This is a genomic window from Enterococcus sp. DIV1537a (assembly GCF_051712085.1).
Lineage (GTDB): Bacteria > Bacillota > Bacilli > Lactobacillales > Enterococcaceae > Enterococcus > Enterococcus faecalis.
Genome location: NZ_JBIOOE010000001.1, coordinates 996,411 through 1,016,200, shown reverse-complemented (window position 1 = coordinate 1,016,200; position 19,790 = coordinate 996,411). Strand labels below are relative to the sequence as shown.

The following is a 19,790-nucleotide window of genomic DNA, read 5'->3' as shown; positions in this document are numbered from 1 at the left end:
TATTTTCTCCTTAAAATTAGTTACTGTTCCAAAAATTCTTTTAACTCTGTAGGATTTTTTTCGCTGTTTAAACCAACAATTAAACGAATCCGCGCTTTCGGTCCGTTTAAACCACGGGCAAAAACGACCCCCATTTTTTTCAAGCCAACGCCACCACCAGCATAATCATAGATATCTTCAGCAATGCCATTGGAACAACGAGAAACTAAAACGACTGGAATCCCGTTGTCTAGCATCTTTTGTAATGCTGGGAGCGTTTCTGGCGGTAAATTACCCGCGCCTAGCGCTTCAATTACTAACCCATCCGTTTCTGGGGTGTTTAATAATTCAAACATCCGTTCACCCATCCCCGCATAGGCCTTCACTACGTGGACATTTCCTTTCACAGAAGAAACATCGCAGACTTCTTGCGGTAAGACCTCTTTCGCAAAAAAAGCACGTTCTTTCGCAATGGTTCCAATTGGTCCGAAAGTTGGCGTCCGAAATGTTGCTACGTTCGTTGTATGTGTTTTTGTCACATAACGCGCCGTATGAATTTCATCATTCATCACGACTAAAACACCTTTATCGTACGATTCGTCTGAACAAGCAGTCCAAATAGCACTGATGAAATTATACAAGCCATCACTACCGATTTCATTACTTGACCGCATTGCTCCTGTTAAAACAATGGGGATTTTTTTCTCTAAGGTTATATCTAAAAAATAAGCTGTTTCTTCTAATGTATCTGTTCCATGCGTAATAACCACGCCATCAATTGGTTCAGAATAAGCTTTTTGAATCCGTTCTTTTAATTGAAACATCCGTTCTAAGGTCATGTGTGGTGAGGGAATATTAAAAATATCTTCGACAACTAAATGAACCTTGCCAGAAAATAATGCTTCTTGTTCCATCAACGGATTTTTTTCATTCGGGGCAACACTTCCTCCTGCTACTTTCGACATGGAAATGGTTCCACCTGTATGAAGGACTAAAATGGTCTTCATTTGTTTCCTCCTTTGTTTTCTTTATTTTTTAACCAAAATTGTTTCACTTGTTGAATAAGTTGTTCATTGGTGTTTGCCTTTCGATGCGCCAACCAATGCGGCGGAAAGAAACGCTGGACACTTGGTAATTCAAATCGTTCGTCTAATAACAACACAAAGCCTTTATCTCGCGCATCTCGAATGACACGTCCAGCCGCTTGCAAGACTTTATTCATACCAGGAATTTGATACGCAAATTGAAACCCTTGCCCTCGCTCTTCTTGATAAAACGTGCGAATCAGTTCTTGCTCCGGATTCATTTGTGGTAGCCCGACACTAACAATTATCGTACCAATCAATCGGGTACCTTTCAAGTCAATTCCTTCTGAAAATATACCACCTAAAACACAAAAACCGATGAAAGTTTCTTGAGGATTCTCTTTAAATTCAGCTAAAAATGCTTCTCGCTCTTTTTCGTTTAAGTCCGTTCCCTGAATTTGAGTTTTTACTTGCGGGTAGCGTTGGCTAAATACTTGATAGACATCATCCATATAGGCATAAGAAGGGAAGAAAATTAAATAATTACCTGTTTTTGTTTCACTTAACTTCCCTAAAAGTTCACTAATCTGTGGATAACTTTTTTCACGGTTTTTATAGGTTGTTTGAAGATGACTACCAATCATCAACAATTGATTTTCTTCTGGAAAAGGATACGGAATCCGATAACGTAGGCTTTCTTCACCTCCACCAAGCACTTCTTGATAATAATTCAGAGGTGTTAAACTTGCTGAAAATAAGATACTCGCTTTCCCTTTATCTAATCGTTGTGACAATAAATAAGCCGGATCGACACAAAATTGTTTCACAACGCAGTCATAGTTTCGCAAAGAAATAGACGTATAAAAGCCGTTGTCGTAATACTCGCTGATTCGAAGATAACTTAAACAATCAAAATAAAAACTGAGAATCGACGCCAATTCCTCAATGTGTTGATTTTCTGGCAACCATTCTGCAATTACTTCTGTTAATCGATGTATCTGTTTAACTAATGAATCAATTGGCGCGCGTTGGGCAAAAAAATCCGTGTCTTTTTCTTCGCAGATTGCTTCAATATCATCAAACGTAGTTAAGACTTTTTGACAAGCTCTTTTTAATTGAACAGATTCTTTTTGCAATCTTTTTTGAATTTGCAAAACCGCATTCCTAGAAATAGCGGCCGAATACATCTCCCGTGAACGATTAACCAAATTATGGGTTTCATCCACTAAAAAAATATTCTCTTCTGCACTTTGGGGTTCTTCAAAGAAGCGCCGCAAATAAACCGTTGGGTCAAATAGATAATTGTAATCGCCAATAATTAAATCACACCAAAGACTTGCATCTAACGACAACTCGAATGGACACAATTGGTGCTTTTGTGCATACCGTTCAATAACCTCTCTCGTTAAATGATTTTCATGTTGCAATAAATCCCACAGTCCCTCATTTAAACGATCATAATAGCCGTCAGCAAACGGGCAATGTTCTGGTGTACAATTTCGTTCAGTTAAAAAACAAATTTTATCTTTTGCTGTTAACGTAATACTCTTAGTTTGCGCTTGTTTTTCGGACAGCGCTTTGACGGCATCTTCAGCCACTTGCCGCGTAATGGTCTTAGCTGTTAAATAAAAAATCCGTTCACCTTCTTCTTCACCAATTGCTTTCATCGCTGGAAAAAGAGTGGACATTGTCTTGCCTGTTCCAGTTGGTGCTTCCACGAAGAGCCGCTGTTTACTAAGAATTGTTTTATAGACGGCTACCGCCAATTCTCGTTGCCCTTTGCGATACTCCCCGTAAGGAAAACTAAGATTTTTTAATGATTTATTTCTCAAAATACGCCACTCTTCTTTAAAAATTACCCACTGTTCATAGCGCTTCATCAAATCAGTAAAAAACTCCGCTAATGCAGCTTCTGTAAAATGGCGTTCTTGTCGTGTGATTTGTTTTGTGGTGGTCTGATAATAAGTGAGTTGCAGCGTTATTTCAGAAAGTTGTTCTTGTTGGCAATACATGTGACCATAACACATCACTTGATACCAAAACAATTCGACCTTTTCTGGCGGCAATTCTTCAAACGCTGGCTCGGATGTTTTAATTTCATCAATGACCACTTGCCCAGTTTCTTTCACAAAAATGCCGTCTGCACGACCTTCTACACAATAATTATGGCCATTTAAAGGCACCTCAATTTTTAAAGATACTTCCTTTTGATAAAGGCTCCCCGCTTCCTTTTGCAACATTCGATGAAGGCGACTACCTTCTTGTGGTGTATGTTCACTCACATGGCGAGAATCGATACTTCCCCGCCTTAAAATAAATTCGACCACTTGACGAACCGCAATTTTTCTCGTTGATTTCACGTAATCCCACCTATCTGCCTCCCTATTATAGAACATACATTCGCTAAACAAAAGCAAAAAATCCAAAACGAACACAATCATGCATTCATTCTGGATTTCTCTTTAGATTATCAACAATTAAAAACAACTCGTTTCTTCTAACTGTTTGGTTTCTTTTCCATTTGCTTTTGCCACGACCAATTGCGCCATTGTTTAAACGAATTATTTAAACCAATGCCACCCTTTTTGGGCATCTTCACAATTGGCACTTGCTGATAATAGTGACTGACTGCTGGATTTTCTTCTGCCATCGCTGCAATTGCAGGAATGCCCGCAGCATTAAACTTACAAGCTAGACGAGCAGCCATTTCTCCAAAATTAGGATAATGCATGGCTGGTCCGCAAAGAACCGCATCGGCATGAAACTTTTTTGCAAAGCCAATAAATTTCTTTGCTACCTCTTCCTCGTTTTCCAAATAATATTGGTCACCACAATAAAGTGTCGCAACAATTTCCGCTCCTTGCTTCTGTAAAAATGGTAGCAATGTTACCCCTGGACCTAAGGGAGCTTTTTTACCACTTGGTTTCAACTGAGCTTGTTCATCACTGCCAAATCCTGCTAAACTGTGGTTTAAGACTAAAAGGATTTTTTTCACGCCTATTTCCTCCTTATTTATAAATCATCGAAGTCAAAGGAATCAAAATCTATTTCTTCACTCTCTTCTTCTTGTGCTTTCCATTCTTCACGTAAATATTGGTCATCCATAACTCGAATAAAAGGATAATAAATGAACATTCCTAGTACCAATAAGAGAGCTTGCAGAATTGATCCTTGCCAACCGCTGACTAAAAATCCTGAGATAATTGGTGGGGTCGTCCACGGCAATTGAATACCATTCGTCAATGGAACTAAGCCCCAATCCATAGCAAAATAGGCAATAATAATATTAATTGCGGGTACTAAGACAAATGGAATTAAAAGGATTGGATTTAAAACAATTGGCAACCCAAAAATGATTGGTTCGTTAATCCCAAAAACACCAGGAATTAGTGAAAGTTGCGAAAGCTTTTTAATTCGTTGACTTTTACAGAATAAGACCATCACAATGATTAATGAGAGTGTGGAACCGGCGCCACCAAATGTTGCAAACATATCTTGAAATTGTCCAGTGATGATGTTGGGAATTTCATGGCCGTCTTTGAATGCTTGTAAATTTTCAACAGACAATGCCCGCAAAACAGGATTAAAGACTGCGCCAACCACGCTACCTCCGTTAATGCCAAAGAACCAAAAGAAGTGTAAAAATAAATAAGCAATGCTCATTGCACCTAAGGTATTACCAAGACTCAATAAGGGCGTTTGTAGAAATTCAAAAATAACATCTTGTAAATTACCATAAGGAGTTAAAGCAGCCAGCCAATTGACTAAAAACATGAGAGTAACAACTAAAAAGCTCGGGATCAGGGCCTCAAAAGACTTAACCACTGTTGGTGGCACTCCTTCTGGCATTTTTATTGTCCACCCTTTACGAACAATGGCCACAAATAAACGAGTCGCAATTAATGCGACAATCATTCCTAAAAACAAGCCACTGGAACCCATCCATTTTAAAGGTAAACTAGTAACTTCATAAACCTTTGAACTATTTTCCGGTGTAAATAATGTTTGATAAGGCGTTACAATAAAAAATGAAACCAATGCGATAATTCCTGCTTGCATTGCATCCACATTGAATTGTTTCCCTAAACTATAGGCAATACCGACAACGGCCAGAATGGTCATTACATCAAAACTAGCACTAGCTGGAACAGACATCATTGTCGCCCAGTCTTTACCAAGCAAATGAGACATCCAAGTATCCCATTGTGGCAAAGGAAAATTAGCAATTAATAAGAAGACCGAACCAACAATCAACAAGGGCGTTGATAAAAGGAAGCCATCACGAATCGCTACTAAATACTTATTTTCTCCTATCACTTTTGCCAAAGGGGTCAATACGCGCTCTAACCAATCCAAAAATTTTTGCACGGTCGTCACTCCTATCTATTATTTTTTATTTTGCTTAATTAACCGCAGCGCTTCTTTCAATGCTTTTTCGCCATCCATCATGCCATAAATTTCTGGCGCAATTGCAGCGACAGGAATCCCTTGAGGAGCAAATTGTTCTTTTGTTTTTTCTAATAAAAAACGGACTTGTGGTCCTAATAAAATAGCAACAGGCTTCTCTGCTTCAACCACTTCTTGTGCTCTTGCAATAGGAAAAGCAGTAATCATTAAAGGCATTTGATGTTTTTCAACCACTTCCATCATTTTATTCACCATAATACTTGTAGACATCCCTGCATCACAAAAAAGATAAATTTGTTTTTTACTCATGTTCCTTCACTCTCCTCATTTATTCAATTGGTGCTTTGATTCTTTTTTCATAGGCCGCTAACCATTCTTGTGAAATCGGCTGAATCTCTGTGGTATGATTCTTACCTGGATTTGCAATATAGATTTCTGGTTGCTGCATATCAGTACCAACCGTAAAAGTAAATTCCACATTCGTAGCTACGCCCCAGTCTCCCTGTTTGTTCATGGCCACTAGTGAAAAAGCTCCTGCTTTCCCATAACGTTGGGTCAATTTTTCGTGAAAAGCATAGACCGCTTGATCACATGCTTGTTGTGGCGAGCGCTCTTCCCCCATTAAACGGACGATTTCATAAGAAAGACAGCCTTTCATTAAATCTTCACCTAATCCTGTAGCCGCAGCACCACCAATTTCGCTATCAACATAAAAACCAGAACCTGACAGTGGTGAATCACCAACACGTCCTGCTTTTTTCATGAAGAGTCCCGAACTGGAAGTGCCAGCTGCCATTGATCCTGTTTGGTCTAACGTAATAGCGCCGACAGTATCATGCCCATCATAGGGGTTCAACTGATTTTCCTGAATTTCTTTTAAACGCTTTTGCCACCATTGATTAGCGCGTTCTGTCAACATATTCTTTCTTTCAAAACCGTGCAACATTGAATATTTCGTTGCACCTGCGCCAACACGAAAACTATTAAACTTCTCTTTACTTAATGCTTTAGCCACTGAAATCGGATTTTTAACATCTGTAATTCCTGCCACAGCACCAATTGCAAATGTGTCTCCATCCATATAGGCAGCATCCATTTCTAAAATCCCTTCCTCATTAGGTAAACCGCCGTAGCCCACTGACTTATAAAAAGGATAGTCTTCTACTTCTTTAATTAATTGTTCCACGGCCGTGCCTGCAGCACCTCCTTGTTGTAATTCTTCTGCAGCTTTTAGTAACCCATCATGTGCCATCCGCCATGTCGCAATTGCACCCCAAGTCATTTTCCATCCGCCCTTTCGTTAACGCTTACATTTCTCCACCATTATAAACTAGTATATACTGTTTTGTATATACTGAAAATGAAATTTTATACAGAAAAATAGAAGATACACGTATGCGACCTCTACGAAACACATTGGCTTCTTCTCATACGTGTATCTTCTATTGGTTTTATGCTTCTGTTAATGCAATCATCGCTTGCATATAGATTTCCAGATTAAGCAGTAAATCTTTTTCATCCATATATTCATCTTGGTTATGCGCAATGCCTTTTTGACCAGGAAATGATGGACCAAAAGCAACGATATTCGGCATAAAGCGAGCATACGTAGCACCTGTAGTTGTGACTGGCGTCCCATCTAAGCCAGTAATTTGTTCATAAACCTTGGTTAATTTTTGAACATTGCGCTCATCTTTTGGAAACAGCGTACTAGGGAGGCGGCGGATGACGGTCACTTCACTTTCTGGAAATAGTGCCTTCGTTAGCTGCGTGGTTACTTCGTTTTCTGTAATAGAAACAGGATAACGCACGGCCAATGATAACACCAATTGCTGTCCTCGTTTTTCCAACGCATAGGGCGTTAAAATCAATTGCCCACTATCCTGATCCTTAAAGTCCAGAGCTACTCCTTCGCCATAGTGCTTTTCGTGAAAACTAGCGGTTAACCAGTCGAAATACTGTAATAAATTTCCTTTGACTAACTGTTCCTCGCTAATTTTCTGTGCCAATAAAGTAATCGCGTTCTTGCCTAGTTCTGGCGCATTGGAAGGGGCGCGTTTTCCCGTGATTGCTGTTGTTTTTCCCGCAATCACCACACTTAATTGATCAGGTACGTGGTCTTTTGCTTGATCACCTATAATCTGACCAATTTGTTCACTTGAATCATCTGGGATGGTCGTTGTGATCTCATAATTAACAATCCCTCGCTCCCCATAAACTACTGGATATTTACAATCTGGAGTAAATCCAAAAACGGGTGCGTTTTCCTTCTCTAAATATAAGGGGATATCTCCACTCCCACTTTCTTCATCCGTGCCAAACATTAAGCGAATGGTTTTCTTTGGTTGGTAACCAAGTTCTTTCAGTAATTTCATTCCATACAGGCAAGCCAAGATAGGACCTTTATTATCTAGAATTCCTCTACCATACAAACGTTGATTTTTTTTCGTTAATTGAAAGGGCGGAACTGACCAACCAGAACCTTCTGGTACTACGTCTAAATGACCAATAATTCCCAGATATTCTTCCGCTGTTCCCCATTGCGCATAGCCAACTGCGTCATTGACAATCCCAGTTTGAAAACCATAACGCTCTGCCAGTTTCAGCGTTTCTTCCAAGGCTCTTTTCGGTCCTTCGCCAAAAGGTGCCTCTTTTTTAGGCGACCCTTTCACACTTCGAATCGCCATAATTTTGTTTAAGTCTTCATAAAATAAATCTTTTTGAGCGGCTATTTCTTCTTTGATCTTCATTCGTTCCAAGAACCTCCTAGCTCCACTTGGTTGTTTTCAGACGGGCTATAGCGGGTCAGTGTGTTTTTAAACGTGTACCGATCTGCTCGATATAAAGAGACATCATATAAAATAGGGGTTGCATCAAGCGCATAGGTGATAGAGTGGACTTGTAAAAGTGGCTGGCCCACAGGAACATTCAATAATTCGGAAATTTCCGCTTCAACTAAGATTGCTTCAATTTCTTGATGCGAATAAGCAATCTCGACGTTCTTCTCGATTAAGCAGAAAAGAGAGCCCTCGAAGTCTTGCTTCGTATGGCCTTGTACGTATGCCTGTGGCAAATAAATTTTTTCAACTGTCATTGGCTCGCCGTCTAACATTCGGCGGCGAATCAGTTCATAAATTGCCTCATTTTTGCCCACTTGGAGCGCCTCCCGAATTTTCTCAGCGGGATGTACTACTTCTTCAAAGGAAATGACTTCTGTCTGGCTTTTTTTCCCGTAAGCTTTGGCTGCCTCAGTAAAACCTTGTAAGCCAGCGCGACCACTTTGAATTTTCGCTTGTGACATCACATAACTACCTTTACCATGTCGTTTTACCAAAATATTTTTGCGGATCAAATCATCAATCGCTTTACGGATGGTCAAGCGACTGCAGTTATATTCTTTAGCTAAATCATATTCTGAAGGTAATTTTTGTGCACTTACATACAGACCGTCTCGAATCTTCTTTTCAATTTCTGCAGAAATTTGCTTAAATTTGGGTGCATTTTCTGTCATTTCATCGCCTATCTTTCTTCAAAAAAATAAATTTTCTAGTATATACCACACTGTCTATACTAAATCAATTTTTAAGAAACCGCAATCATTTGTTGCGTTTCTTAAAAATCAAAAAAAGAAAGCGAGCCACAAGTCGGTTGGACTTGTGGCTCGCTTTTTTAGGAAAAAATGTGTTATTTCCCTTTCATCCGTTCTTTGCCTTCTTGACACATATAGAGTAGCGGACAGGCTTCACATTTAGGCGCTCTTGCTAGGCAGTGATAACGCCCAAAGAAAATCATGGTATGGTGTGTTTTCACCCAGAGTTCTTTCGGAACTTTACGCATTAAGGTCTGCTCAACTTCAGTAACATTCGCATTTAGCTTACAAATTCTAAGGCGCTTGGACACTCGTTCCACATGTGTATCTACTGCAAAAGCCGGTTCGCCGAAAGCATCTCCCATTACTACATTGGCTGTTTTTCTCCCCACGCCAGGTAAACTGACCAGTTCATCTCTGGTTTGCGGAACTTCTCCATTGAAACGTTCTAAAAGTTGTTGTGCGCACGCTTTAATATTTTTTGCTTTATTGCGATATAAGCCAATGGTTTTTATTTTAGCAATAATCTTCTCCACCGGCGCAGCTGCTAAAGCTTCTGGTGTTGGAAAAGCTGCGAATAAACCAGGAGTCGCTTTATTTACCGATACATCGGTTGCTTGCGCACTTAAAATCACAGCAATTAATAATTCAAAAGGATTCTTATGTTTTAATTCACATTCTGCATTTGGAAACATCTCATACATAATTTCAATAGCTTCCATCGTTTTCTCTTTTGATAGCATGGCCCACCTCCTTTTTATTCACTGTCTTCTGGATTTAACCAATTGTGTAATGTAACCTTTGGTAGCGCTTCTTGTGTCTGACCTTGTTGTTCAATCTCATTTTGAATCATAGAATCTTTTCGTTTTTTCTGATCAGCAGCCACTTGTTCTTTGGTGGTAATATTTTTACGCTCCCACGCAAGTAAAATACGATCAATATATTTCAAACTATAAGCCTGATTTAAAACGGCTTCTCGCAACGCTAACCGGATTAATTCAGGGGAATAATGGTCCGTGTTCAACCACTGACCAATCATTTCTAATTCAATTGGTGAAAGTGGACGTCCGAATTCTTTTTCAAAGCCTTGGTAAAGCTGTTTAATTTCATCTTCGTGGTTTGCGACAACTTGTTTTTCTTTGCTCGTTTGTAAAAATAATTGAATCTTTTGAAAAACAGGCAGTAAATCATACGTATCCATCATTTGACCTTTTTGGTTTTGTTGTGTTTCAATTCGAATAAAACCGCGAGAAACCAATTGATTTAATAACTTATAAATCGTATCTGGCGTTTTACCCATCGTCTCTGCAATCGCCATTAAGTCTGGAAATAAATCGCCTGCATTTTGCGAACGAAAAAGTTGCAGTAAAAAGAGAAATTCATCATCTTTCAAACCAATTTTTTGGTAATGATCAAATAGTAAGTTTGAGATTGTTGTTTCACCAGCTTCTAAATATTCACGAATTGATAACATTGTTGTTCTCCACTTCCCCTTGCTTGTTTCACTTATTGCACTTGATAAACATCAAAATAAATAGCTTTCATATAATCAATTAAATAACCAGGATTCAATTCTTCTCCCGTTGCATCATAAATTAATTGATTTGGTTTACGTGAAGCGCCGTACTGATGAATATGTTGTGTTAACCATTTACGGATATCAGAATAATCCTCCGAAGCTAAAATTTCATCAACAGATAATTCTTGTTTCATTGCGTGAAATAGTTGTGCGGCGTACATATAACCCAAGGCATAAGATGGGAAATAACCAAAGCTACCTCCAGACCAATGAACATCTTGAAGGACACCTTCTAAATCATTTTCAGGTGATACGCCTAAGTACTCTTGGTATTTTTCGTTCCACACTTTTGGCAAATCAGCGACTTCCAAAGAACCATTAAACAACATTTTCTCAATTTCATAACGAATAATGATATGCAAAGGATAGGTAAGACTATCGGAATCAATCCGAATCAAACTTGCTTTCGTTTCTTTTAAAGAAGCATAGAAATCTTCAAAAGCAATATCATCAAAAGTACCTTCTGCGCATTCTTGGAAAAACGGGTATTGTTTTTGCCAAAAAGCCCGGTTGCTACCAATGATAATTTCATTAAAGAGCGATTGTGATTCGTGAATCCCCATAGAGGCACCTTCGCTTAGTGGCGTAAAGTCAAATTTAGGATCAAAATTTTGTTCATACATCCCATGACCCGCTTCATGAATCACACCAAATGTTGCCATTGAGAAATTATTTTCTTCCCAGCGCGTAGTAATCCGCGCATCATTTCGATTTAGAGCTGTCATAAATGGATGAACTGTATCATCTAATCGTCCTTTTGAAAAATCATAGCCTAATTGCTCAACAACACCAATCACAAAACGGCGTTGTTGTTCTTTGGTCATTTTTCTAGATAAAAAGTCAGTTCTAGGCGGCGTACCTTTTTCTGCCAAAACGGTCCGAATCTCTTGAATCCCTTGTTTTACTTGGTCGAATACTTGGTCTAGTTTCTCAACCGTCATCCCTGGTTCAAATTGATTTAATAACACATCATACGGAGTTTTTTCTTCTTTTTGCCAATAAGGAATGAACTCTTTTTGGAACGCAACGACCTTCGTTAAGGTTTCTTCTAACAAGCCGAAATCTTGTGCAGCGCGTGCTTTTAGCCAATCTGTATGTGCTTGGTTTAATACTTTAACATATTCTTGCATACGTTCAGCTGGAACATTTTTATTCAAAGCATATTCTTCTTTTACTTTTTCAAAAACCAGTTTCCCTAATTCAGATAATTCTTCAGGGCGTGTCTCAAAATAGGCCAATGCTTCTTGAATAACTGGGCCAATACTTCGTTCAAAATATAATCCGGTTAAATACCCTTCTACTTCTCCTCGAAAAAGACTACTTTTTTCTGGCATCCCAGTTGATGAATCCCAGTCTAATAATGTCAAGGCATTTTTTAGCAATTGAATTTCTTTCACTTCTTGTAAAAATACAGCTTCCTTCATTTTTTTACACCAGCTTTCTTAGTCTTCCCGTGGTTTTCTTGGTGGACGTGTTCCCCAGTATTGGAATAAATCTGTTCGTAAGGCTCCGTTGTAAAGCTTCCGTTTTTTAGTAGCTTTGGCACCATAATATTCTTCAAAAGCAAGATCACTCGTCAGTATATACTTGCTCCAAGTAGTTAACGGACGGAAAACATGGCCCATTTCTTTATACAAACGACGAACACTTTCCTCTTCTCCTAAACGCTCACCATAAGGCGGGTTAGCTACCATTACACCATATTCCTTCTCGGTTGTAAAATCTTTTAATGCCAATTGTTTAAAAGTAATTGAATCACCTAAACCAACTTCCTCAGCATTCGCTCGTGCGACTTCAATCATTCGCCCATCAACATCTGAACCACAGATATCTAATTCAACATCGTAGTCTGCCTTTGCCTCGGCTTCGTTACGTACTTTTTCAAAAATCGCTGGATCAACCCAATCCCATGTTTCACAAGTGAAACTACGATTAAAGCCAGGGGCAATGTTATGGCCAATTAATGCTGCTTCAATACAAATTGTTCCAGAACCACAAACTGGATCATAAAAAGGACGATCTTTGCGCCAATTGGTCAACATCACTAAAGCAGCTGCCATGTTTTCCTTAAGAGGTGCGCCCCCCTTTTCAATGCGATAGCCTCGTTTAAATAAACTTGGTCCAGTCGTGTCCAACGTCAACGTCACTTTATCTTTTAGCAGAGCCACTTCTAATTTAAACAAAGCTCCTGTTTCGGTTAAAGGCACCGTCGCTGGACGATGGTAAACTTCTCTTAAACGGTTAACAATGGCTTTTTTGGTGATGGCTTGGCAATCAGGAACACTATACAATTTTGACTTAATTGATTTACCTGCAACTGGAAATTCTGCATCTAAAGGCAAATAATCTTCCCAAGGAAGTGCTTTAACTTTTTCAAATAATTCATTAAAACTATAGGCGTTAAATTCGCCAACGACGATTTTAATCCGATCTGCTGTCCGTAGCCATAAATTAGCAGTAGCAATTGTTTCAACAGTGCCTTCAAAGACGGCCCGGCCATTTTCTACTTCACAGGGAATCCCTAAATCACGCAATTCTTTTCCAACTAATGCTTCTAAGCCACTAGCAGCCGTTGCAACAAGTTTGAATGTTTTTTCTTTCGTCATAAAAACTCCTTCTTGACTCTTTTTTATTGTCTGGAGCTAACAGTCCTGCCGACTACTGCTCCGCTTGTTTTTTATAATTGTCCGCTTTCTCTGAACTAAACGGTCCTGTCCCGGCCTCTTTAGAACAGACAGCTTACTACTTTTATCTCAGTTTCTTTATTTTAACATTTTTTTATTCTTTTCGTAAAAAAAGCCTTCACAACTACGTTGGAAGGTCTTCCTGAATTACTTGTAATTTTCTATAAGCCATGTTCTGTATCACCAATTCTTCAGGAAAAATTGGTGACGGTCATCATCTATCTGCAGAGTAAACTCTGCCTCTTCTACTCGTTCATTTCCTTTAGAAGAGCGCCCCTACCATTGTTTGGGTTGCTCGCTCGAGGGGTTTACCGCGTTCCACCGATGGAGTTTCCCACATCGCTTCGTCACTGTGGCACTTTCAAGGATACTTTGACATAGTCGAAACCTTAGTCATTTTTCCTGCCGTTACTCTAAAAGAGTACCTTAGCTTATGATTTCGCTAAGCACGAACACTACAAGCATCTCAGCTTGTGCGAGCATGGACTTTCCTCAGCTTGCAAAAGCAAACCGCGATCACCCGAAAATTACAAATCTGTTTAAACGAACAGCAAAAATTTATACACTAAAACAAGTGTCCGCTATTCTAACAAATGCTTTCTGTTCCTCGTGAAAACTTGACTTAAATTGTCTTGTTAAAATTGACGTGTTTGTGCATTATCAACATCATGGTTTGCTGGTTCTGCAGTCATTGACGGTGCGGAAGGCGTTACAGGTGTTGAAGGTGTTTCATCTAACTTTTTACCAAAAACTTCACGCTCTAAGTTTGATAAACGTTTTAAAATATCAAAGTTGGTCACTGCTGCACTTTTTGGTACTTCTTGAGCAACACGAGGCGTTGGTTGGACTTTTGATAATTGGTCTAATTTTGCCATTAAGCGGCTGTTTTCTTCTTGCAAGCTTAATAATTCTTTATTATAAGCTTCGTAGTCTTTAATAACATTGTCTAAAAATTCGTCTACTTCAATTGGGTCATACCCGTTCATCATTTTCGTTTTAAATTCTTTTTGTAAAATGTCTTTAGGACTATATACTAAATTTGCCATGTTTACACCTCATTTGTTTATTTACGATAGAAAATTTCATAGTTCCACAAATACTATTGTAACGAAAAATAGCTAGAAAATCAAACAGATTCTCTAATCAATCACCGAGTTTTGTAAATCATCCATTGTAATTAAGCGAATATCATAGGGTTCTCGTTCCGAAAAATGTTGTGCGTCCTTTAAAAAATACTCCGTTTTGCCAGGGTACTCTTTGTCATAAATAAGTAAGCTGCCCCCAGAATGTTCCAAAAGAAATTTTGTATGCATTTTTAATTGTGCTGGCGATTGATAGGGCTGGTGACTTACTGAGTTGATATAATCAGCCAAACTTTCCGCTTTCGTTAACAGTTCTCGATTTTGTTCATTCCAATTATTGCCAAAGTCTTTAAATGGATAAAGCAAACCTAGCTGAACTTCTGGATATTCCGTTTTTAATTCCCCAACTACTTCAGCTGTCCAAAGTTCAACACCTAAATTGCCAGAAATCAAAATCCATTCTACTCCCGCTTCAATATAACTGGCTAACTCTTTTTTTAAGACATTTTTAATAACTGTGATTTTCGGGTCTTTTCCTTGAAATATCCCCAATTCAAAGCTGCGATAACCGGTGACATAGAGGGTTTTTATCATTTCCGTAAGTCATCCCTTTTCTTTCAGGTCTTTTTTTTGGTATAATACAGGCTAGGAGTGTGATAAACGTGACGTTCCATTATCCTAACGGAATACCTTATAATCATCATGAAGCACAATCACCAAAAAAACAAGTAAAAAAGAAACGCCCCGTTGAATTTGGTAATCGCGGGATGGATTTCGAAGAAGCGATCAATCAAAGCAATCAATATTATCTATTGAATAAGCAAGCAGTCGTTCATAAGAAACCCACTCCTGTTCAAATTGTTAAAGTAGATTATCCCAAACGAAGTGCGGCTGTTATTAAGGAGGCCTACTTTAGACAAGCTTCAACGACTGATTATAACGGTGTATATCAAGGCCGTTACATAGATTTTGAAGCGAAAGAAACGAAAAATACCACGTCCTTTCCCTTTAAAAATTTTCATCAACATCAAATTGATCATATGGAACAATGTATAGCACAACAAGGGATTTGTTTTGTGCTATTATGGTTTTCAAGCTTAAAACGCTGCTTCTTTTTTAGTGGTGAAAATCTAATAACGCATTGGAAAAACCAAGCAGTTACTGGAAAAAAATCTATGCCGCTTGCACTCATCGAGAAAGAAGGAATTGAATTATCTTTTGGAATCGCACCGCGAATCCCTTATCTCGACGCAGTGGAACAATATATTCAGACACACTAGATTCATAAAGTTTTGAAAGTATAACAAAGGAGTTGCTATTTATGCCAACCGCAAATTCAGGCTCGCGAGCTGCTAGACATGCATCCAACACCTCATCGAAGTCGAGTTACAAGAAAAAGACACAACCGCCGAAAAAGAAAAAACGGCTTGTTTTAAAAATCTTTCTTGGCTTACTTATCGCTGGGATGGTCGCTTTTTTAGCAGGCGTTGGTCTTTTTTGGTTCTATGCACGACAAGCCCCAAAATTAGAAGATGACAAACTGAATGCGACAGTTTCATCGAAGCTTTACGATATTAATAATGAAATTTTTGAGGATTTAGGCGCAGAAAAGCGTGAATTAATTCAACCAAATGATGTGCCTCAATTATTAAAAGATGCCATTGTTTCTGTCGAAGACCGTCGTTTCTATAAACACATTGGTGTGGATCCGATTCGGATTATCGGTTCTGCCCTTTCAAATGTCAAAAATGGTGGATTACAAGGCGGAAGTACCTTAACTCAACAATTAATTAAATTGTCCTACTTCTCTACAAAAGAATCTGACCAAACCTTGAAACGGAAAGCACAAGAAGCATGGATGGCTGTTCGTTTAGAACGTGAAAAATCAAAAGAAGAAATTTTAACTTACTACATTAACAAAGTCTACATGGCGAATGGTTTCTATGGAATGGAAACAGCGGCTGAAAATTATTATGGTAAACATTTATCTGAACTTGATTTACCACAAACGGCCCTACTGGCAGGAATGCCACAAGCGCCAAACTCATACGATCCCTATACAAAACCAGATACTGCTAAAGAACGTCGGGATGTTGTACTCTACACAATGTACGACAATAAAAAAATCTCGAAAGCAGAGTACGAAAAAGCCAAAGCTACCCCAATAGATGAAGGCTTAGTGCCATTAAAAGCCAGTGATGACAATCGAAAAGTCGTAGATAATTACGTCAAAGAAGTAATCAATGAAGTGAAAGCAAAAACTGGTAAAAATGTTTACACAGACGGACTAGATATCTACACAAACTTAGATATGAATGCCCAAAAACAACTTTACGATATTGTCAACAGTGATCAATACGTTGCGTTTCCAGATGATAAAATGCAAGTGGCTTCAACCGTTATTGATGTTGCCTCTGGACAGGTCCGAGCACAGATTGGTGGTCGTCACATTCCTGATGATGTACAATTAGGAAACAATTTAGCTGTTAACACCCAACGTGATGTTGGTTCAACCGTGAAACCAATCATGGATTATGGTCCCGCAATTGAGAATTTAAATTATTCGACGGGTCGCCTCATGGTGGATAAACCAACGAAATATCCTGGTACTGACATTGATGTCTTCAACTCTGATTTAACATATCAAGGCGTCATTACTATGCGCCGTGCGATTATGGGTTCTCGTAACACAACCGCGGTCCAGACGTTTGATGAAGTTGGTAAAGAAAACATCATGCCTTTCATTAAAGGGCTAGGAATTGACTATAAAAACTTAGAAGCGTCAAATGCCATTTCAAGTAACACAAGCGATGTAGATGGCGATAAATACGGGATTTCCTCATTGAAATTAGCAGCAGCTTATGCGGCTTTCGCCAATAACGGGATTTACAACAAACCGTATTACGTAAACAAAGTCGTTTTCAATGATGGAACTAGCGTTGATTATCAACCTGATGGTAAACGTGCGATGAAAGACTCTACCGCCTATATGATGACGGATATGTTAAAAGATGTTTTAAACGGCGGAACAGGATTTAACGGCGCCATTCCAGGCTTAATCCAAGCGGCCAAAACAGGGACTTCTAACTATACTGATGAAGATTTAGCGCGAATGGGCACAACAGAAAAAGGAATTGCCCCGGATAGTACCTTTGTTGGTTATACAACACACTATGCCGTTTCTGTTTGGACTGGATACAATGATCGAAATACACCAATCTATCAAGAATACTATGGGATTGCCTCGGATGTTTATCGTGAAATAATGAGTTACTTGTCTCAAAATGTTTCAAACGATGACTGGGTGCAGCCAGACAGTGTTGTGCGGGTAGGTAATGAATTATACGTGAAAGATGCCTATGAGGTACCAAATGTACAAGTTTTACCAAGTACTACCTCTTCAGCACCACAGCCGGAATCTAGCAGTACGGTGGAATCCTCTTCCACAAAAGAAGCGGAAAGTTCATCAAGTTCTAGTTCAGAAAGTGCGCCTTCTTCCTCTGAAGCGCCACCATCAACCGAACAACCGGCAAGCTCTTCCTCAGCAGAGCAACCGGCAACATCGGAACAACCACCTGAACCATCAAGTTCTAGTTCACAAGAACCGCCGCAACCACCTGAAAGTAGTTCTAAACCAGATGAAAATAAAGCAGCATAAAAAGTACGGGGCTCATCATGAGCCCCGTACTTTTTTAGATTAAAAATGGACGAAGTGAACTGAATCATTTCGTCCATTTTTGCTTATTTACTTTCTTTATTTGCCAAAGCTGCACCAACAAATCCTTTGATTAAGCGTTGTGGGCGATTTGGACGAGAAATTAATTCTGGGTGGAATTGACAAGCCACAAAGAATTGTTTTTCAGGAATTTCAACAATCTCAACTAAACGATTATCTGGTGAAACTCCAGAGAAAACTAAGCCATTTTCTTCAAATAATTGACGATATTTGTTGTTAAATTCATAACGATGACGGTGACGTTCTTGGACAACATCTTCATTTCCGTATGCTGCCGCAGTTTTCGTTCCTTTTTTCAATTTACATGGATATAAACCTAAACGTAGTGTGCCACCTAAATTCTCGATGTTTTCTTGATCTGCCATTAAATCAATAATGTTATTTGTCACGTCAGGATTAGTTTCTGCAGAACCAGCATCTTCTAAGCCCACAACGTTACGACCAAATTCTACACAGGCCATTTGCATACCTAAACAAATACCAAGGAATGGTACGTCATTTTCGCGAGCAAAACGAATCGCTTCAATTTTTCCTTCAATTCCACGATCACCAAAACCACCAGGAACCAAAATACCATCTGCTGAACCAATTCTTTCAGCGACATTTTCAGCAGTTAATTCTTGTGAATCAACCCAATCAATTTCGATATCTGAATCAAAATCAAACCCAGCATGTTTTAATGCTTCTACAACAGAAATATAGGCATCTGGTAATTCAACATATTTACCAACCAGCGCAATTTTTGTTTTCTTTTTCAAGTTAAGAACTTTTTCTTCTAATGCACGCCACTCAGTCATGTCTGCAGCCGGTGCATCCAATTTTAAATGATCACAAACAATTTGATCCATATTTTGTGCTTGAAGTGCTAATGGAATGGAGTATAACGTTTCAACATCACGAGATTCAATTACCGCTTCCGGATTAACATCACAGAATTGTGCTAATTTGTTTTTAGTGTTTTGAGAAACAGGTAATTCCGTACGGACCACTAAAATATTTGGTTGAATCCCTAAACTTCTTAATTCTTTGACACTATGTTGTGTTGGTTTAGTTTTCATTTCGCCAGCCGCTTTTAAGTAAGGAATCAAGGTTGTATGGATGTACATTACGTTGTCACTACCCATATCAGCTTTCATTTGACGCAATGCTTCTAGGAAAGGTAATGATTCGATGTCGCCGACAGTACCACCTACTTCTGTGATAATCACATCGGCATCCGTCATTTTCGCTGCACGCATGATTTTTTCTTTGATTTCATTGGTAATGTGTGGAATAACTTGCACTGTTGCACCTAAGTATTCCCCTTTACGTTCTTTACGTAAGACTTCTGAATAAATTTTTCCAGTGGTTACGTTTGAGTATTTATTTAAGTTAATATCAATAAAACGTTCATAGTGACCTAAGTCCAAATCTGTTTCGGCACCATCATCTGTGACAAAAACCTCTCCATGTTGGTAAGGACTCATTGTCCCCGGATCCACATTAATATATGGATCGAATTTTTGAATCGTTACTTTTAATCCACGATTTTTTAATAATCGTCCTAAAGATGCTGCGACAATCCCTTTTCCGATAGAAGAAACCACGCCACCTGTAACAAAGATGTATTTTGTCATAATAGTTAAAAACCCTTTCTTTGATAATATTTTGTAGAGAGAAGTAAAACAACTTTGAGACTCTTACGTTTCTCCAAATAAAAAAGAAACAAA

The 19,790-nt window shown here is 38.8% G+C and carries 16 protein-coding genes, 1 other RNA gene and 1 pseudogene; 2 read left to right on the top strand and 16 right to left on the bottom strand.

Annotation, left to right across the window (positions count from 1 at the left end):
- Positions 1-20: 20 nt before the first annotated feature.
- From IGJ41_RS05165 to IGJ41_RS05095, 15 genes and pseudogenes are all read right to left on the bottom strand, one after another.
- On the bottom strand, positions 21-986 hold the full coding sequence (locus IGJ41_RS05165; RefSeq protein WP_002382144.1) for an asparaginase: 966 nt from the start codon (positions 984-986) through the stop codon (positions 21-23).
- Complete coding sequence (locus IGJ41_RS05160; protein ID WP_025191250.1) at positions 983-3,445, bottom strand: ATP-dependent DNA helicase; 2,463 nt, start codon at positions 3,443-3,445, stop codon at positions 983-985. Before IGJ41_RS05160 ends, IGJ41_RS05165 begins: the two co-directional genes overlap by 4 nt.
- A gap of 36 nt (positions 3,446-3,481) precedes the next feature.
- Positions 3,482-3,999 (bottom strand): annotated as a pseudogene (locus IGJ41_RS05155) (GrdB-related putative oxidoreductase).
- A gap of 17 nt (positions 4,000-4,016) precedes the next feature.
- Positions 4,017-5,372, bottom strand: coding sequence for a PTS cellobiose transporter subunit IIC (gene celB, locus IGJ41_RS05150; RefSeq protein WP_002384702.1), 1,356 nt, complete (start codon positions 5,370-5,372; stop codon positions 4,017-4,019).
- An 18-nt stretch (positions 5,373-5,390) separates the two neighbouring features.
- Positions 5,391-5,720: a PTS sugar transporter subunit IIB gene (locus IGJ41_RS05145; protein ID WP_002357981.1), complete on the bottom strand. Its 330-nt coding sequence runs from the start codon at positions 5,718-5,720 to the stop codon at positions 5,391-5,393.
- A 19-nt stretch (positions 5,721-5,739) separates the two neighbouring features.
- On the bottom strand, positions 5,740-6,693 hold the full coding sequence (locus IGJ41_RS05140) for a N(4)-(beta-N-acetylglucosaminyl)-L-asparaginase (protein ID WP_202524532.1): 954 nt from the start codon (positions 6,691-6,693) through the stop codon (positions 5,740-5,742).
- Between the two features lie 169 nt (positions 6,694-6,862).
- The gene (locus tag IGJ41_RS05135; RefSeq protein ID WP_016630232.1) at positions 6,863-8,161 is read right to left on the bottom strand and encodes a Sapep family Mn(2+)-dependent dipeptidase; all 1,299 of its coding nucleotides are present in this window, start codon (positions 8,159-8,161) and stop codon (positions 6,863-6,865) included.
- Positions 8,158-8,922 (bottom strand): GntR family transcriptional regulator, LSA1692 subfamily, encoded by a 765-nt coding sequence (locus IGJ41_RS05130; protein WP_002357984.1) that lies wholly within the window; start codon positions 8,920-8,922, stop codon positions 8,158-8,160. The genes IGJ41_RS05135 and IGJ41_RS05130 overlap by 4 nt, the downstream gene beginning before the upstream one ends.
- Positions 8,923-9,095: 173 nt before the next feature.
- Positions 9,096-9,743, bottom strand: a complete 648-nt coding sequence (gene nth / locus IGJ41_RS05125; RefSeq protein WP_131750701.1) for an endonuclease III — start codon at positions 9,741-9,743, stop codon at positions 9,096-9,098.
- Between the two features lie 14 nt (positions 9,744-9,757).
- Complete coding sequence (locus IGJ41_RS05120) at positions 9,758-10,474, bottom strand: DnaD domain protein (RefSeq protein WP_002361632.1); 717 nt, start codon at positions 10,472-10,474, stop codon at positions 9,758-9,760.
- 32 nt (positions 10,475-10,506) lie between these two features.
- Complete coding sequence (locus tag IGJ41_RS05115) at positions 10,507-12,003, bottom strand: carboxypeptidase M32 (RefSeq protein ID WP_438714010.1); 1,497 nt, start codon at positions 12,001-12,003, stop codon at positions 10,507-10,509.
- An 18-nt stretch (positions 12,004-12,021) separates the two neighbouring features.
- Positions 12,022-13,185 (bottom strand): THUMP domain-containing class I SAM-dependent RNA methyltransferase, encoded by a 1,164-nt coding sequence (locus tag IGJ41_RS05110; RefSeq protein ID WP_438714008.1) that lies wholly within the window; start codon positions 13,183-13,185, stop codon positions 12,022-12,024.
- A gap of 237 nt (positions 13,186-13,422) precedes the next feature.
- An RNA gene (rnpB, locus tag IGJ41_RS05105) (RNase P RNA component class B) lies at positions 13,423-13,791 on the bottom strand.
- A gap of 107 nt (positions 13,792-13,898) precedes the next feature.
- Positions 13,899-14,309 carry a cell division regulator GpsB gene (gene gpsB / locus IGJ41_RS05100; RefSeq protein ID WP_173963580.1) on the bottom strand — a complete coding sequence of 137 codons (411 nt, stop codon included), beginning with the start codon at positions 14,307-14,309 and terminating at the stop codon, positions 13,899-13,901.
- A 93-nt stretch (positions 14,310-14,402) separates the two neighbouring features.
- Complete coding sequence (locus IGJ41_RS05095; RefSeq protein ID WP_438714005.1) at positions 14,403-14,939, bottom strand: DUF1273 domain-containing protein; 537 nt, start codon at positions 14,937-14,939, stop codon at positions 14,403-14,405.
- Positions 14,940-15,007: 68 nt separating this feature from the next.
- On the opposite strand from IGJ41_RS05095, the gene recU reads away from it, so the two are divergent.
- The gene (gene recU, locus IGJ41_RS05090) at positions 15,008-15,625 is read left to right on the top strand and encodes a Holliday junction resolvase RecU (RefSeq protein ID WP_002388848.1); all 618 of its coding nucleotides are present in this window, start codon (positions 15,008-15,010) and stop codon (positions 15,623-15,625) included.
- Between the two features lie 41 nt (positions 15,626-15,666).
- Complete coding sequence (locus IGJ41_RS05085) at positions 15,667-18,003, top strand: PBP1A family penicillin-binding protein (protein ID WP_002360569.1); 2,337 nt, start codon at positions 15,667-15,669, stop codon at positions 18,001-18,003.
- A gap of 83 nt (positions 18,004-18,086) precedes the next feature.
- Here the strand turns inward: IGJ41_RS05085 and IGJ41_RS05080 are convergent, their stop codons facing one another.
- A complete protein-coding gene (locus IGJ41_RS05080) occupies positions 18,087-19,697 on the bottom strand; it encodes a CTP synthase (protein ID WP_002357995.1) in 1,611 nt (536 codons plus the stop codon).
- Between the last annotated feature and the right edge of the window lie 93 nt (positions 19,698-19,790).